The sequence below is a fragment of the Streptomyces sp. BHT-5-2 genome, assembly GCF_019774615.1.
GTDB lineage: Bacteria > Actinomycetota > Actinomycetes > Streptomycetales > Streptomycetaceae > Streptomyces.
On the sequence record NZ_CP081496.1, the window covers coordinates 5,324,921 to 5,340,300 of the forward strand.

14 protein-coding genes and 1 tRNA gene are annotated in these 15,380 nt (G+C 71.7%); 4 read left to right on the forward strand and 11 right to left on the reverse strand.

Annotated elements, in window-relative coordinates:
- Positions 1 to 176: 176 nt before the first annotated feature.
- The 3 genes from K2224_RS23585 to K2224_RS23595 all read right to left on the reverse strand — a co-directional run bounded on the left by K2224_RS23585 (position 177) and on the right by K2224_RS23595 (position 2,910).
- Positions 177 to 1,025, reverse strand: a complete 849-nt coding sequence (locus K2224_RS23585; RefSeq protein ID WP_221908500.1) for a MetQ/NlpA family ABC transporter substrate-binding protein — start codon at positions 1,023 to 1,025, stop codon at positions 177 to 179.
- A 101-nt stretch (positions 1,026 to 1,126) separates the two neighbouring features.
- Complete coding sequence (locus tag K2224_RS23590; RefSeq protein WP_221908501.1) at positions 1,127 to 1,861, reverse strand: methionine ABC transporter permease; 735 nt, start codon at positions 1,859 to 1,861, stop codon at positions 1,127 to 1,129.
- The gene (locus K2224_RS23595) at positions 1,858 to 2,910 is read right to left on the reverse strand and encodes a methionine ABC transporter ATP-binding protein (RefSeq protein ID WP_221908502.1); all 1,053 of its coding nucleotides are present in this window, start codon (positions 2,908 to 2,910) and stop codon (positions 1,858 to 1,860) included. Before K2224_RS23595 ends, K2224_RS23590 begins: the two co-directional genes overlap by 4 nt.
- Before the next feature lie 642 nt (positions 2,911 to 3,552).
- Between K2224_RS23595 and K2224_RS23600 the strand changes: the two genes are divergently transcribed.
- Positions 3,553 to 3,921, forward strand: a complete 369-nt coding sequence (locus tag K2224_RS23600; RefSeq protein ID WP_221908503.1) for a hypothetical protein — start codon at positions 3,553 to 3,555, stop codon at positions 3,919 to 3,921.
- The gene (locus K2224_RS23605) at positions 3,914 to 4,375 is read left to right on the forward strand and encodes a hypothetical protein (RefSeq protein WP_221908504.1); all 462 of its coding nucleotides are present in this window, start codon (positions 3,914 to 3,916) and stop codon (positions 4,373 to 4,375) included. The genes K2224_RS23600 and K2224_RS23605 overlap by 8 nt, the downstream gene beginning before the upstream one ends.
- Positions 4,376 to 4,427: 52 nt before the next feature.
- Here K2224_RS23605 and K2224_RS23610 read toward each other — a convergent pair whose 3' ends face one another.
- Positions 4,428 to 4,916, reverse strand: coding sequence for a GNAT family N-acetyltransferase (locus tag K2224_RS23610; protein WP_221908505.1), 489 nt, complete (start codon positions 4,914 to 4,916; stop codon positions 4,428 to 4,430).
- Between the two features lie 212 nt (positions 4,917 to 5,128).
- Positions 5,129 to 6,292, reverse strand: a complete 1,164-nt coding sequence (locus K2224_RS23615) for a glycerophosphodiester phosphodiesterase (RefSeq protein WP_221908506.1) — start codon at positions 6,290 to 6,292, stop codon at positions 5,129 to 5,131.
- Between the two features lie 317 nt (positions 6,293 to 6,609).
- On the opposite strand from K2224_RS23615, the gene K2224_RS23620 reads away from it, so the two are divergent.
- The gene (locus K2224_RS23620; RefSeq protein ID WP_221908507.1) at positions 6,610 to 7,278 is read left to right on the forward strand and encodes a 1-acyl-sn-glycerol-3-phosphate acyltransferase; all 669 of its coding nucleotides are present in this window, start codon (positions 6,610 to 6,612) and stop codon (positions 7,276 to 7,278) included.
- Positions 7,279 to 7,374: 96 nt separating this feature from the next.
- Here the strand turns inward: K2224_RS23620 and K2224_RS23625 are convergent, their stop codons facing one another.
- From K2224_RS23625 to K2224_RS23650, 6 genes are all read right to left on the reverse strand, one after another.
- The gene (locus K2224_RS23625) at positions 7,375 to 9,345 is read right to left on the reverse strand and encodes a bifunctional UDP-sugar hydrolase/5'-nucleotidase (RefSeq protein WP_221908508.1); all 1,971 of its coding nucleotides are present in this window, start codon (positions 9,343 to 9,345) and stop codon (positions 7,375 to 7,377) included.
- Between the two features lie 265 nt (positions 9,346 to 9,610).
- Positions 9,611 to 11,254 (reverse strand): MFS transporter, encoded by a 1,644-nt coding sequence (locus K2224_RS23630; RefSeq protein ID WP_260692933.1) that lies wholly within the window; start codon positions 11,252 to 11,254, stop codon positions 9,611 to 9,613.
- Positions 11,251 to 11,802 (reverse strand): TetR/AcrR family transcriptional regulator, encoded by a 552-nt coding sequence (locus K2224_RS23635; protein ID WP_221908509.1) that lies wholly within the window; start codon positions 11,800 to 11,802, stop codon positions 11,251 to 11,253. Before K2224_RS23635 ends, K2224_RS23630 begins: the two co-directional genes overlap by 4 nt.
- Before the next feature lie 124 nt (positions 11,803 to 11,926).
- Complete coding sequence (gene argH / locus K2224_RS23640) at positions 11,927 to 13,357, reverse strand: argininosuccinate lyase (protein WP_221908510.1); 1,431 nt, start codon at positions 13,355 to 13,357, stop codon at positions 11,927 to 11,929.
- 61 nt (positions 13,358 to 13,418) lie between these two features.
- Positions 13,419 to 14,636, reverse strand: coding sequence for an argininosuccinate synthase (locus K2224_RS23645; protein ID WP_221908511.1), 1,218 nt, complete (start codon positions 14,634 to 14,636; stop codon positions 13,419 to 13,421).
- A gap of 84 nt (positions 14,637 to 14,720) precedes the next feature.
- Positions 14,721 to 15,116 carry a DUF488 domain-containing protein gene (locus K2224_RS23650; RefSeq protein WP_260692934.1) on the reverse strand — a complete coding sequence of 132 codons (396 nt, stop codon included), beginning with the start codon at positions 15,114 to 15,116 and terminating at the stop codon, positions 14,721 to 14,723.
- A gap of 145 nt (positions 15,117 to 15,261) precedes the next feature.
- Here K2224_RS23650 and K2224_RS23655 point away from each other — a divergent pair.
- Positions 15,262 to 15,335, forward strand: a tRNA-Pro gene (locus K2224_RS23655).
- Positions 15,336 to 15,380: the final 45 nt, after the last annotated feature.

The window sequence follows — 15,380 nt, forward strand, 5'->3', positions numbered from 1 at the left end:
GCGTCGCGGGCCGTTTGCTCCGCGAGGCCGGGAACCGTCCTGACCGTCTTGAATGCACCAGCATGCAGCATCGGCAGGTGGGCGTGCCACGCGCAGGGGCCCCGGTCGCGCGGGTGGCGCGGCCGGGGCCCGTCGGCCGTACCCGCCCTCCCCCGCAGGGGCCGGGCGGTGGGGCGTCAGCTCTTGACCGGGCCGAAGGCCGGGATGACCGAGCCGTCCTTGTAGGTGTTCTCGATGAACTTCTTGACCTCGTCGGAGTTGAGGAGCTGGGCGAGCTTCTTGATCCGGGGGTCGTTCTCCTTGCCCTGCTTGACGGCGAGGAAGTTGGCGTAGGGGTTGCCCTTCGCCTTCTCCAGGGCCAGCGCGTCGGTGGAGGGCTTGAGCTTGGCGCCGACGGCGAAGTTGCCGTTGATGACGGCGGCGTCGACGTCGGTGAGGTGGGGCGCGGTCTGGGCGGCCTCCAGCTCGGTGATCTTGATGCCCTTGTTGTCCTTGACGTCGGTCAGCGTGGCGTCGGAGCCGACGCCCGGCTTGAGGGTGATGACGCCGTTGTCGGCGAGCAGCTTGAGCGCGCGGCCCTCGTTGGACGGGTCGTTGGGGACCGAGACGGTGGAGCCGGGCTTGAGCTCGGAGAGCTTGTGGATCTTCTTGGAATAGACCCCCAGCGGCTCGATCTCGACGTTGACGACCGGGACGATGTGGGTGCCGTTCTCCTTGTTGTAGGTGTCCAGGAACGGCTTGTGCTGGAAGAAGTTGGCGTCGACCTCGCCGTCGTCGGTGACCTTGTTGGGCAGCTTGTAGTCGTTGAAGGTCTTCACGACCAGCTTGAGGCCCGCCTGCGGCGCCAGCTTCTCCTTGACGTAGTCGAGGATCGTGGCGTGCGGGGTGGGGCTGGCGGCGATGACGAGCGGGGCGTTCTTGTCGCTGCTCGCGGAGGTGTCGGAGGGGGCGCTGCACGCGCTCGCGCCGAGGGCGACGGCGGAGGCGGCGGCTATGGCCGCGGTGATCTTGATGGTGTTGCGCACGAAGAGTGCCTCTTTCCTGTGCACACGGGGGTTCCGTGTGGGCTGCGCCCGGCAAAGGGTCCGGGCCTTGGGGGTGCGGGTGACGCGGGTGGTCCAGGGGGTCAGGCGGCCTCGGTGACCGGGGCCGGCTCCTCGCTGCGGACCCGGCGCAGGCCGACCCGCAGGGAGGAGGCACGGGCGCCGCGGCGGGCGAGCCGGCGGACGATCAGATCGCCCAGGAGCTGGGCGACGGTGACGATGACGATCAGCTCGACCACGGTGATGATCATGAGCGAGGTCTCGTACCGGAGATAGCCGTAGTTGTAGGCGAGGGCGCCCAGCCCGCCGCCGCCGACCGCGCCGGCGATCGCCGAGTAGCCGATCAGCGTGATGACGGTGGTGGTGACGGCGGCGACCAGGGCGGGCAGCGCCTGCGGGAGCAGCACCTTGAAGATGACGGTCCAGGTGCCGCCGCCCATCGCCTGGGCCGCCTCGACGAGCCCGTGGTCGACCTCGCGCAGTGCGGCCTCCACGAGGCGGGCGAAGAACGGGATGGCCGCGATGGTGAGCGGGACCACCGCGCCGGTCGGGCCGATGGCGACGCCGACCAGGAGGCGGGTCAGCGGCATCAGCACCACGATCAGGATCAGGAACGGGAAGGACCGCCCGATGTTCGCTATCGCGCCGAGGACCTTGTTGACCACGACGTTCTGGAGCATGGCGCCGCGGTCGGTCAGGTGCAGCAGGACGCCGACGGGGATGCCGACGAGGACCGCGTAGAACGTGGACCACCACACCATGAAGAGGGTGTCGAGGGTGGCGTCGGAGAGCAGCGGCTGCATGTCGTGCCAGCTCACTGGGCACCTTCCTTCCGGAGCGGGGCGGCGGTCGCCGGGGTGGTGTCCTCGCCGACGATATCCACCTGGAGGCCCTGCTCGCGCAGGAAGCCGATGGGGACGACGTTGTCCTCGAAGCGGCCGGGCAGCTCGATGCGCATCCGGCCGACCTGCTTGCCGCCGACGGTGTCCATGGCGGCGCCGAGGATGGAGATGTCGACGTTGTAGGTGCGGGCCAGCTCCGAGATCACCGGGCGGGTGGCGGCCGCGCCGTGGAAGGTGACGTCGACGACGGTGCGGTCCTCGGCGGAGGGCTCGCCGCCGACCGGGAACAGCTCGCGGGCCAGCTCGGAGCCGGGGGTGGCGAGGAGTTCGGCGACGGTGCCGTGTTCGACGACCCGGCCGCCCTTCATCAGCGCGGCGGAGTCGCAGATGGTCTTGACGACGTCCATCTCGTGCGTGATGAGGACGACGGTCAGGCCCAGCTGCCGGTTGAGGTCGCGCAGCAGCGTCAGGATGGAGCGGGTGGTCTCGGGGTCGAGGGCGCTGGTGGCCTCGTCGGAGAGGAGCACCTTGGGGTCGCCGGCCAGGGCGCGGGCGATGCCGACGCGCTGCTTCTGGCCGCCGGAGAGCTGGGCGGGGTACGCCTTGGCCTTGTCGGCGAGGCCGACCAGGTCCAGCAGCTCCAGCGCCTTGCGGGCGCGGTCGTGGCGGCCGACCTTGAGGATCTCCAGGGGCAGTTCGACGTTGTCCTGGACGGTGCGCGAGGACAGCAGGTTGAAGTGCTGGAAGACCATGCCGATGTGGCTGCGCGCGGCGCGCAGGGCGGCGCCCGCGCGCAGTCCCCGTCCGCCGAGGGCGGTGAGGTCCTGGCCGGCGACGGTGACCGTGCCGGAGGTGGGGCGCTCCAGGAGGTTGAGGCAGCGGATGAGGGTGGACTTGCCGGCGCCGCTCTGGCCGATGACGCCGTACACCTCGCCCTCTCGGACGTGCAGGTCGACGCCGTCCAGGGCGGTGACCTCGCGGCCTCCCGACCGGTAGACCTTGGTCAGGCCCGTTGTGGTGATCACAGGGAATTCCGTCACTGTCGAGTGCTCGGTGGCTGGCCCACCGGGCACGGGGCATGCTGGCGAGTGCGGCAGGGGGGAAACGGGGAGCTGCGGTGGGCGCGGGGCCCGGCTCCGGGTTCCGGTGACGCGGGGCGGCCGATGGCGCCGGGGGGCGGCGTTCGACTCATGATGGGGTCCCCCTGCTCCGTCAGAGCTTGGGGGAAGGGTCTCGCTTCGGGGCGCGAGGCACAGGCGGGGGCCCTCAGCGGTCACACATTCGACACATGCGACGAGCACCGGGCGCGGTGAACGCCTCGGTCGCGGGGGTGCGGCGGCTCGTCGTGGTCATGGCGGCCAGTAAACCAGACAGCGGCGTGGCCCGATCAAGCCCGTCCGCATACCGGACAGCGGTGCCCGCCCCGTGGACCGCGGCCCGCCGGACCGGATGATCTCGGGCGGGCGGGCGTGGCCTGCGCCGATGCCACCGGCCGGGCGGGGCCCGGCGACCGGAGGGGCACGCCGGTGCGGGGGCGGCTGTGGCCAACACCACGGCCGGCGGGCGAGGACGGGGCCGGGCGCGGTGACCGGCCCGGCGCCGATTAGCATCGGGCCCATGCCCCACAACCCCACGGCGCGCGGCCGCCGCGCCGCCCGGAGGCCGCGGTGATCGACGCGCTGACGCTCGCGGTCGGCGTGGCCGCTCTCGCGCTGGCCGCCTGGTGCGGCTTCGCCGCGTACCGCAACGAACCCACCAAGGACTGGCACTTCATCGGCATGGCCGTGGTGTCCGTGCTGGCCGTGGTCCAACTGGTCGTCGCGTTCGTGCAGTTGGCGCGCGGGCAGTCCCCGGACAAGGGGACCGCGCTGTTCCTGGCGTATCTGCTCGGGGCGGCCGCGTGCGTCCCGGCGACCGGGTTCATGTCGCTCTCCGAGCGGACCCGGTGGGGTTCGGCCACCGTCGCCGCGGGCTCCGTGGTGCTGGCCGTTCTGGAAGTTCGGCTCTTCGACATCTGGGGAGGCGGCAGTGCCTGAGGCTGCCCCGAAGACCGCGGCGGCCGGGGCCGCCGAGGACACCATCGACCGGGATCCGGTCACGAGGCTGGGCGCGGGCCCCGGGCGGTTGCTGGTCACCGTCTACGGCGTGTTCACCGTGGCCGCCGCGTCCCGCTCGCTGTACCAGCTGATCGCCCAGTTCGACCGCGCCCCGCTGGCGTACGTGCTGTCGGCGGTCTCCGCGTTGGTCTACGGCTTCATCACGGTCTCGCTGGTGCGCGGCGGCGAGGGGGCCCGCCGGGCGGCGGTGGTCTGCTGCGCGCTGGAGCTGCTCGGGGTGATCGGCATCGGCGCCTGGACGGTGGTGGACCCGGCGGCGTTCGCGGACTCCACGGTCTGGTCGTACTTCGGCATGGAGTACCTCTTCATCCCGATCGCGCTGCCGGTCACCGGGCTGCTGTGGCTGCGCCGGAACCGCGCGGCCGCGGCGTAGCGCACACGGTGGGAGCTCCGGGCCCGCCTTTCGGTGCGGGCCCGGTCCGGCGTCACGAGGCCGGGGTCAGCTCCTTCTCCAGCGTGACCAGGGCGAGCCGGCGGGTCAGCTGCTCGGTGCCGACGGGGGCGTAGCCGTGGCTGCGGTAGAGCCGGAGGTTGCCCTCGCTGCGGTCGCCGGTGAAGAGACGGTAGCGCGTGGCGGAGCGCTCCTGCGCCAGCCGCTGCTCGACGGCGGCCAGCAGCCGCCCGCCGAGCCCGTGCCGCTGGAGCCGGGGGTGCACGATCAGTTTGCCGATCCGGGCCGTGCCCTCGGCGTCGACCGTGCCGCGCACCGAGCCGACGACCTCCTGGCCGAGTCTGGCCACCATGACGCAGCCCTCGGCGAGTTCGGCGCGCAGCGAGTCCAGGGTCTGGGTCAGCGGCTCGATGCCGTAGTCGTCGTAGAGCGCGGCCTCGGTCTGGTAGCAGAGGTACTGGAGTTTGAGGATCTGCTCGGCTTCGCCGTCGGTCGCCGTCGAGATGGTCACGCTCGTGCCCATGCCTGTGTGCCTCCCCATTCAGTTCGATGTGCGCTGCGGTTCGCTGTCCGCTTCCGGACTCCCCGGTATACGGCAGCGGCAATCTCCGCCCGGTGCATTCTGCGGGGGCATAGGGGACAAGCGGAACGGACCGGCGCCAAGCTCCCCTGTGACATTCCCAACTCAGATGAGTACGGGGGCGGGTGGCACGGCGCCGGTCCCAAGGCGCGGCGTCAGTGCCGGCGGAACTCCTGGGCGGCCAGCACCGCGGTGTCCGGGTTGTCGGAGAACAGGCCGTCGATGCCGGTGGCGAAGAGCGCCTTGAAGTACGCGAGCGAGTTGCCGTAGTCGCCCGGGTTCTTGCCGACCTGGAAGTCCAGCGGCAGGAAGCTGTTCTCGTTCCGCACGGTGTACGGGTGGACGACCAGTCCGGCGGCGTGCGCGTCACGGACCAGGGTGGTGGGCTTGCCGAGCTTGCCCTTCTCGTCCTGCGCGATGATCTGCGGCAGCCAGGGGCCGATGCCCTGGGCGATGCCGGCGATCCACTTGAGCCCCTCGGGCTTGAGCAGGTCGGCGGTGGTGCGCGGGTCGCCGGCCTCGACGAAGTCCGCGGGCCGGACGGAGGGCTCGTCCAGCAGGACGACCTTCGGGCACTTCACGCCGAGTTCGCCGAGCCGCTTGAGGCTGCTGGGCTCGAAGGACTGCAGGAAGTTCGGGGCGTGCGCGGTGTGCCGGCCGTAGCGGCGCAGCAGCTTGGCGAGCCGCTCCTCCAGACCCAGGCCCAGCTTGCGGAAGTAGGTGGGGTGCTTGGTCTCGATGTGCAGCCAGACCGGGCGGCCGCGCTCGCGCCCCTTCTTCTCGGCCCACTGCAGGGCCTCTTCGAAGGTGAGGACGGGCCAGACGCCGTTGTAGAGGGTGTTGTGCTGGCGCACGTCCGCTATGCGCTCCGTGGCGCGCAGCGTCTTGATCTCGGCGAGCGTGAAGTCCTCGGTGAACCAGCCGGTGATCTTCTTGCCGTCGATGGTCTTGGTCGTCTTGCGGCCGGCGAACTCCGGGTGCCGCGCGACGTCGGTGGTGCCGCTGATGTCGGGCTCGTGGCGCAGGATCAGGTGCCCGTCCTTGGTGGGGACGAGGTCACCGGCCTCGATGACGTCCGCGCCCATCGCGAGGGCCAGTTCGTAGGAGCCCAGGGTGTGTTCGGGGCGGTAGCCGCTGGCGCCCCGGTGGCCGACGACCAGCGGGACCGGCAGCTTCTCCGGCCGCCCGGCGGGTGCCGGCCGCTTCGCCCGGCCCGCCGGGGCCGCCTGGGCCTCTCCCGCGCCGGCCAGTACCGCCGCTCCGCCCAGGGCCGCGGCTCCCAGTACCGTCCGCCGTCCCGGTTCGTGCCGCTTCTCCATGCCCGCGCTCCTCGTTCTGCGTCGTGTGCCCCGGTCGGCCCGGTGATGTTCCGGGCGTTCCAGGACGTTCCGGTGTATCAAGGTGTCCCGCGAGGCGTGTGCGCCCCTCTCCCGGGACGGCACTGATCGTAAGCACGGACGGGTGATGTCGGCGAGACGTGCAGGGATACCGCGCGGAACATGGAAGTAACGCATGTCAACTCTGCGTATCGGCCCGGTGAACCCGATGTGCGCGCCGTAGTGACCCGCGAGTATGGTCCTGGGCTGCGGAGCGCTGCGCCGCCCTGAACCTGACCACCACGACCCGGAGGGCCCTGTTGTCCCGCATTGTGCTGAAGGCGATCCTCGGACTTCTGATGCGTGTCCTGTTCCGCCCGAAGGTCGAGGGCATCGAGCGGATCCCGGAGACCGGCCCGGTCATCATGGCCGGCAACCACGTCACGTTCATCGACTCGATCTTCCTGAGCCTGGTGGTCGAACGCCCGGTGTTCTTCATCGGCAAGGACGAGTACGTCACCGGCAAGGGGATCAAGGGCCGGTTGATGGCCTGGTTCTTCACCACCGCCGGCATGGTCCCGGTGGACCGCGACGGCGGGCACGGCGGGGTCGCGGCGCTGATGACCGGCCGGCGGATCCTGGACGAGGGCCACGCCTTCGGCATCTACCCGGAGGGCACCCGCTCCCCCGACGGCCGGCTGTACCGCGGCCGGACCGGTGTCGCCCGGCTCGCGCTGATGACCGGCGCCCCGGTCGTCCCGTTCGCCATGATCGGCACGGACAAGGTGCAGCCCGGCGGCAAGGGCCGCCCGCATCTCGCCCCGGTGACCGTGCGGTTCGGTGAGCCGCTGGACTTCTCGCGCTACGAGGGCATGGACCGCGACCGCTACGTCCTGCGGGCGGTCACCGACGAGGTGATGAGCGACGTCATGGAGCTGTCCGGCCAGGAGTACGTGGACGTCTACGCCACCAAGGCCCGCGCCGCCTGACCCTCCCCGCGCATGACGAAGGGGCCCTGTCCGCAGCCGGACGGGGCCCCTCGCCGTTCCCGGCCCGGCCGGCGGGCGCGGGCGCTGCCGGGCCGGTCAGCAGGGCACCTGGAAGCCGCCGGGCGCGCGTTGGCCCTCGGCGTCGCCGGTCAGCGCGGTGCGCAGGGCGACCTCCGGGCGCGGCGACAGGGTCGCGTCGAGCTGGAGGAGCTGCTGGTGCTCGGCGACGGAGCCGACGCGGGCGCCGGGGAGGTGGCCGTTGCGGGCCGTGACGCGGTCGGGTTCGGTCGGCGAGAGCCGGCGTCTGGTGCGGATGTAGGCGATGAAGCTCTCGAAGTCGCGGGCGTGCCGGACGGGTTCGGTGAAGCCGGTGAAGGCGCTGAACCCGTCCTGGTTGATGAGGGTGTACGAGGGCGCGGCGAGGCGGTAGCGGCGGGAGACGTCGAGCGGGCGGCCGTCTACGAGGATCTCGTCGGGGTCGATGCGGTGCCCGGCCGGGCCGGAGGCGTCGAAGGTGTAGCGGACGTTGCCGGAGACGGCCAGCGGGGAGAAGGAGATGCCGCCGCCGGCGGTCGGGGCCCACTGCTGTTCCAGGGCGTCGTGGATCTGCCGGCCGGTGACCGTGACGGTCATGATCGGGTCGCCGTAGCCGACCGCGCTCCACGCCTGTCCGAAGGTGACCGCGCCGCCTGACGCTTCGTCATGTACCAGGTCCCCGGCGATGATCGCGGCGCCGACCCGCGGGGCCAGCGCGATGACGGCGAGTTCGGCGGGGACGTTGCGGTGCCCGCCGGGGTCGTCCATCGGGCCGTGCGGCCGGCGGCCCGCCCACAGCGCCCAGTCGGCGACGAGGTTGCCCATGGTGGACTCCCCCACCTCGTTGCGGCGCCGGGTGAAGGAGGCGGTCTGGGTGCCGATGCGGGTGCGGGCACGGCGGGCGCCGTAGCCGGCCCAGTAGTCGGCGATCGACTTCAGCTCCGGATCCGGCGTCACGTCACGGGTGTTGGGGTGGTTGACGGAGGTGGTCAGGGCGCGGACGACCTTGCCGGTGGACGGGTCCAGCCGCAGGTTGATCTCGTTGATGATCTGGCCGTAGCAGCCGGCCTCGACGAACGGGCGGGGCTCGCCCTTGGGGTCGGGCAGCATCATGGTGAAGGCGCAGTGCCAGTGGCCGGTGACGATGGCGTCGATGTCGGGCGAGACCCGAAGCGCCAGTTCGTAGGCCGGGCCGGAGGGGTTGCTGCCGCTCTGGAAGTCTCCGCCGGCGACCGCGCCGTCGTGCATGCTGAGGACGATCGCGTTGACGCCCCGTCTCTTGAGGGCGGCCGCACAGCGGTTGGCGGTCTCCAGTTCGTCCAGGGTGCGCAGTCCGGGCTGGTAGGAGCCGGGGAAGGACTCGGTTCCGATGGCGGTCAGGTGGATGAAGCCGATCGGCAGCCGGCGGCCGTGGCCGGCGTCCACGTGGACGATGTTGTAGGGCGGCAGCACCCGCCGGCCGGTGTCGTGCCGGACCATGTTGGCGCTGTAGTAGGGGAAGTTCGCGCCGCGGAAGCGGTGGCCGGTGGAGTCGGTGAAGGAGACGTCCCGGCCGACCTCCGGGAACGGCTCGCCGCGCTCCATGTGCTCGCGGAGGAAGACCGTCGACTTGTCGAACTCGTGGTTGCCGGCCGAGGCGAAGTCCAGGCCCAGCGCGTTGAGGGCCTCGATCGTCGGCTCGTCGGCGAAGGAGGCGGCGTCGAACTCCCAGCCGGAGAAGAGGTCGCCGGGGGCGAAGAAGAGGGAGTTGCGCCGCCCGGCGCGCAGCCGCTCCAGGTGGGCGGCCATGTAGGCGACGCCGCCGACGGTGTAGCGCCTGCCGCCGGCGCCGGTGATCACGGAGTTGGCGCCGGGGGCGCCCTGCAGATAGCCGTGCAGATCGGTGATGTTGAGCAGCTGGACGTCGACGTACTCGTCGGCCGTCGCGGCGTCACGGGCGTGGCCGGTGGCGTAGGCGTTGCTGCCGATCGCGCTGGCGGTGGCCATCGCCCCCGCGGCGGTTACGAAGGACCGTCGTCCGATGTCGCGCACTCGTCACTCTCCTGAGCGGGTCCGACCGTTGGGGGGACGACGGGAGAGTCAAACGAGCCGCGCGGGACAACCGGCCACCACGACGCGTACCGGGCGTGAACGGCAGGGGACAGTCGCCCCCAGGGGCGTGTCCTGTGGATCATGGCCGGTGCGCGCGGTCGCGATCCACGGGACACGCCTGGGCGGGGGCAGGGGGCGGGGCGGTGTCCCTCGTTCGCCTGCCGGGTGGGCCCTTACGGGTGCCCGGGCGGGAGCGGCGGGGCGGTCACCGGCGCTCGGCCGGACCGCCGCCGGTGGAGCCGGCCACCGGTGCGGCCTCCGCGTCCTCCGCGGGCCGCGGCGGCGCGCTGTCGGCCAGCTTCTGGCCGCGGAGCAGGAACCACGCGGCCACCGCGGCGCCCAGCAGCACCACCGCGCCCACGCCGGCCGCGGTGTCCACGCCGCTGACGAAGGAGTCCTGAGCGGCCTTCAGCAGGGCGGCGCTCTGCTCGGCGGGGAGGTGAGCGGCGGCGTCCACGGCACCGCCGAGCGAGGCGCGGGCGGCGTCGGCGGCGGGTCCGGGGACTCCTGCGGGGGTGGCGAAGCCCTGGTAGATGCTGGTGACGATGGAGCCCAGCAGGGCGATGCCGAGCGCGGCGCCGAGTTCGTAGGCGGTCTCGGAGACCGCGGAGGCGGCGCCGGCCTCCTCCTTGGGCACGCTGGAGAGGATGACGTCGGCGGTGACCGTGAAGGCGAAGCCGGCGCCGATGCCCACGACGAAGAGGATGATGCACAGCGCGAGGGTGCCGGTGTCGGCGTGCAGGGCCGTGCAGCCGGCGAGCGAGAGGCCGACCACCGCGAGGCCGCCGGCCACCACCAGCCGCACCGACAGCCGCCGGGCGACCCAGCCGGCGGCCAGTCCGGCGCCCACCGCGCCGACCGCGGCCGGGAGTTCGACCAGCCCGGCGTCGAACGGCGAGCGCATCTGCACCATCTGGAGGAACTGCGAGAGGAAGAAGACCAGTCCGGACAGCCCGAGGATGGTCAGCAGGTCGGCCAGGACCGCGCCGGAGAAGCCCCGGTGCTGGAAGAGCTTCATGTTCAGCAGTGGCGAGTCGAGGGTGAGCTGGCGCCGGACGAACAGCAGCAGGGCGAGCAGACCGATGACGGCGGCCGGGCCGATGTCCCAGCGCAGGCCGTGCACCGCCGCCTCCTTGACGGCGTAGACGACGCCGACGACGCCGACCAGCGACAGCAGGACGCTGGGGACGTCCCACGGGCCCGGGTCCGGGTTGCGGGACTCCGGGATCACCTTGGCGCCGACGACGACCAGCAGCGCCATCACCGGAAGGTTGATCAGGAAGACCGAGCCCCACCAGAAGTGGCCGAGCAGGAAGCCGCCGAGGACCGGCCCGACCGCCGTACCGGCGGAGGCCATGGCGCCCCAGATGCCGATCGCCAGGCTGCGTTCCCTGGGGTCGTGGAAGAGGTTGCGGATCAGCGCGAGCGTGGACGGCATCAGCGTCGCACCGGCCATGCCCTGGAGGGCCCGGGCGACGATCATCATCTCCGGGGTGCTCGCGTAGGCCGCGAGCACCGACAGTGCGCCGAACGCCACCGAGCCGATCAGCAGCAGCTTCTTCCGGCCGATCCGGTCGCCGAGGCTGCCCATGGAGACCAGCAGGCCGGCGATGACGAAGGAGTAGACGTCGCCGATCCACAGCAACTGGGTGCCGGACGGCTTCAGATCCTCGCTGAGGAACGGGGTGGCGAGCCCGAGGACGGTGGCGTCGACGGCGACCAGCAGGACCGCCAGGACCAGGACCGAGAGCGCCAGCCAGCGGCCCGGTCGGGGCTGTTCGTCCACATGGGCCGAACCGGCCCGCCCTGAGGCCGGACCGGCCTGCCTTGCGGCTATGGGTTCGCTCATTTCTCCATGCTCCGTCGGATGCCGCCGAGCAGCAGCTCGACGATCGAGTGGTCGAGGTCGCCGCGCGCGAGGCGGCCCTCGTGCACCGCCCAGGCGCCGGCGCCGAGGAGGCCGTAGAACGCCTCGGTCAGCCAGACCGAGCTGAGGTCGACCCGGAAGTCGCCGTCCTCCTGCCCGCGGCGGAACAGCGCGGCGAGCCGGGCGTCGAGCCGGGCCCAGCCGGCGTTGACCGGGCCGCTCTCGAAGAGCTGGTTCTCGGTGAAGAGGAAGGCCAGCACGCCGGCCACCGGCTCGGCCTCGCGGACCAGCCGGCGCAGCGCCCCGGCGGCGTCCCCCTCGTCGAGCCGGGCGGCGTCCATGGCCCGGGCGAACCGCTCGATGCCGTGCTCCTCCAGGGCGCGGATCAGCGCGTCGCGGCCGGCGAAGTGCCGGTGCAGGGTCGCCCGGCTGATGCCCGCGGCGCGCGCGATCTCGTCCATCGACGTCGTCGCGCGGCGGGTGAGCAGCGCCGCGGCCTCTGTGAGTACATGTTCCCGGTCTACGGCCATGAGACACAGAGTACCCGAATGAGACACGAACGTCTCATCCTTTTCCGGCGAAAGACGGAAAAGGGCGGCCTCCGAGTGGAGACCGCCCTCGCCGGCCGACGCACCCCGCGCCGGCCGGGCGCCGTCACTTCTTCGCCACGGCCCACTCCTGCTGCCGGACCAGGTCCGCCCGCAGCTCGGCGAGCTGCACCGCCACCGCCGACGGCGCGGTGCCGCCGCGGCCGTCACGCGCCGCGAGCGCGCCGGGGACGTCGAGGACGCCGCGGACCTCGGGCGTCAGATGCGGGGAGATCTTGGCGAACTGCTCGTCGGTGAGCTCGTCCAGCTCGATGCCCTGCGCCTCGCACTCCTTGACGCACGCGCCGGCCACCTCGTGCGCCACCCGGAACGGCACGCCCTGCTTGACCAGCCACTCGGCGATGTCGGTGGCGAGCGAGAAGCCGGCCGGCGCCAGCTCCTCCATCCGCGCGCGGTTGACGGTCAGGGTGGCCATCATCCCGGTGAACGCCGGGAGTAGCACCTCCAGTTGGTCGCAGGAGTCGAAGACCGGCTCCTTGTCCTCCTGTAGGTCGCGGTTGTACGCCAGCGGCAGGGCCTTCAGCGTCGCCAGCAGGCCCGTCAGGTTGCCGATCAGGCGCCCGGACTTGCCCCGCGCCAGCTCCGCGATGTCCGGGTTCTTCTTCTGCGGCATGATCGACGAGCCGGTGGAGAAGGCGTCGTGCAGGGTCACGAAGGAGAACTCCTTGGTGTTCCAGATGATCACCTCCTCGGCGATCCGGGACAGGTCGACCCCGATCATCGCGGTGATGAAGGCGAACTCCGCGACGAAGTCCCGCGCGGCCGTGCCGTCGATGGAGTTGCCCGCCGAACCGCGCTCGAAGCCGAGGTCCGCGGCGACCGCCTCCGGGTCCAGGCCGAGGCTGCTGCCGGCCAGCGCACCGGACCCGTACGGCGAGACCGCGGTGCGCTCGTCCCACTGCCGCAGCCGCTCGGCGTTCCGGGACAGCGCCTGGACGTGGGCGAGCACGTGGTGGGCGAAGAGCACCGGCTGGGCGTGCTGGAGGTGGGTACGGCCCGGCATGGCGACGTCCGGGTGCGCCTCGGCGAGGCCGATCAGCGCCTCCTGGAGCTCGGCGAGCAGCCCGCCGACGATCCGGGCGTGGTCGCGCAGGTACATCCGGAAGAGCGTGGCGACCTGGTCGTTGCGGGACCGGCCGGCCCGCAGCTTGCCGCCGAGGTCCGGGCCGAGCCGCTCCAGCAGCCCGCGCTCCAGGGCGGTGTGCACGTCCTCGTCGGCGACGGTGCCCACGAACTCGCCGGCGGCGACGTCGGCTTCGAGCCGGTCCAGCCCGTCGAGCATGCGCGCCAGCTCGTCCTCGGTGAGCAGGCCCGCCTTGTTGAGCACGCGGGCGTGGGCGCGCGAGCCGGCGATGTCGTACGGGGCCAGGCGCCAGTCGAAGTGCACCGAGGCCGACAGCTTCGCCAGGGCCTCGGCCGGTCCGTCCGCGAACCGTCCGCCCCAGAGCCGGACGTCACCGGTGTTGCCGTTGCTCACTTGTACTGCTCCTCCGTGGATGAGGTGGTGGCCGGCCGCCCGCCGGCGGGGTTGCGGTGTACTACACCAGGTCGCGTCGGGCTCCGGCGGCCAGGTGACGCCGCGCGGCGATTTTGCTCGACATGCCGAAGAGTTCGATGAAGCCCTTGGAGAGCGACTGGTCGAACGTGTCGCCGGTGTCGTAGGTGGCGAGGTCGAAGTCGTACAGCGACTGCTCGGAGCGCCGGCCGGTGACCACCGCGCGGCCGCCGTGCAGCGTCATCCGGATGTCGCCGGAGACGGTGGCGTTGGCCTCCTCGACGAAGCCGTCCAGGGCCCGCTTGAGCGGCGAGAACCACAGGCCGTCGTAGACCAGCTCGCCCCAGCGCTGCTCCACCTGCCGTTTGTAGCGGGCCAGTTCGCGCTCGACGGTGACGTTCTCCAGCTCCTGGTGCGCGGTGATCAGGGCGATCGCGCCCGGCGCCTCGTACACCTCGCGGGACTTGATGCCGACCAGCCGGTCCTCGACCAGGTCGATCCGGCCGACGCCCTGCGCGCCGGCCCGCTCGTTGAGCTGCCGGACGGCCTCCAGGACCGTGACCGGCACCCCGTCGAGGGCGACCGGCACGCCCGCCTCGAAGGTGATGACGACCTCGTCGGGCTCGCGCGGGGCGGCGGGGTCCTGGGTGTACTCGTAGACGTCCTCGACCGGCGCGTTCCAGATGTCCTCCAGGAAGCCGGTCTCCACGGCCCGCCCGAAGACGTTCTGGTCGATGGAGTACGGCGACTTCTTCGTGGTCGCGATCGGGAGGCCCTTGGCCTCGCAGAAGGCGATCGCGCGGTCCCGGGTCATCGCGTAGTCGCGGACCGGGGCGAGGCACTTCAGGCCGGGGGCGAGGGAGGCGATGCCGGCCTCGAACCGGACCTGGTCGTTCCCCTTGCCGGTGCATCCATGGGCGACCGTGGTCGCGCCGTGCTTCGCGGCCGCGGCGACCAGGTGCTTGACGATGACCGGCCGGGACAGCGCGGAGACCAGCGGATACCGGTCCATGTAGAGGGCGTTGGCCTTGATCGCCGGGAGGCAGTACTCCTCGGCGAACTCGTCCTCGGCGTCGGCGACCTCGGCCTCCACGGCACCGCAGGCGAGCGCGCGCTTGCGGATGACGTCCAGGTCCTCGCCGCCCTGGCCGACGTCCACGGCGACGGCGATGACCTCCGCACCCGTCGCCTCGGCTATCCAGCCGATGCAGACGGAGGTGTCAAGGCCGCCCGAGTAGGCGAGTACGACACGCTCGGTCATGGGTCTCTCCTTACGATGCATACGCAGCTAGGCATAATTATGCACTCGGCCGTATGCTTCGTCAACGAACATGGAAATCCCAGGTCAGCGCTTTCGGAGCGCCTCCTTCAGCACCGCCGCATGACTCAGCGGCACCTCTTTCGTGGCCGTCAGCAGCGTCAGCGGGCCGTCCGCCGCCAGCTCGCGCAGATGCCCCAGCGCCTCTCGCGCGGACCCCTCGGCCAGCTCGCCCCGATAGCGCTCGGCGAACTCCTCGAACCGCCCCTCCTCGTGCCCGTACCACTTGCGCAGCTCGGACGACGGGGCCACGTCCTTGCACCACTCGGCGAGCCGCGCGTCCTCCTTGGCCAGCCCCCGGGGCCACAGCCGGTCCACCAGGACCCGCGTCCCGTCCGCCGGATCCGGCGGGTCGTACACCCGCCGCACCTCGATCGTGCGCGACGGGTGCGCCTTCTTCGTTTTCTGCATCTTTGTCGCCATTTTTCCATCGAAACACGGTCACCGAGAGCCCTCCGGGAGGCCCGGCGGCACCCGGAATGGGGCCCGCTTTGGATTCAACGGCCCGGACAGGGTATTTTTCTGTCTGCACGCCCCGACCGGGACTTCTCCGGTCGGAACGCGGCACCGGGACGTGGCGCAGCTTGGTAGCGCACTTGACTGGGGGTCAAGGGGTCGCAGGTTCAAATCCTGTCGTCCCGACGGTGTCGAAAGGCCCGCTGATCCGGGAGAGATCCCGATCAGCGG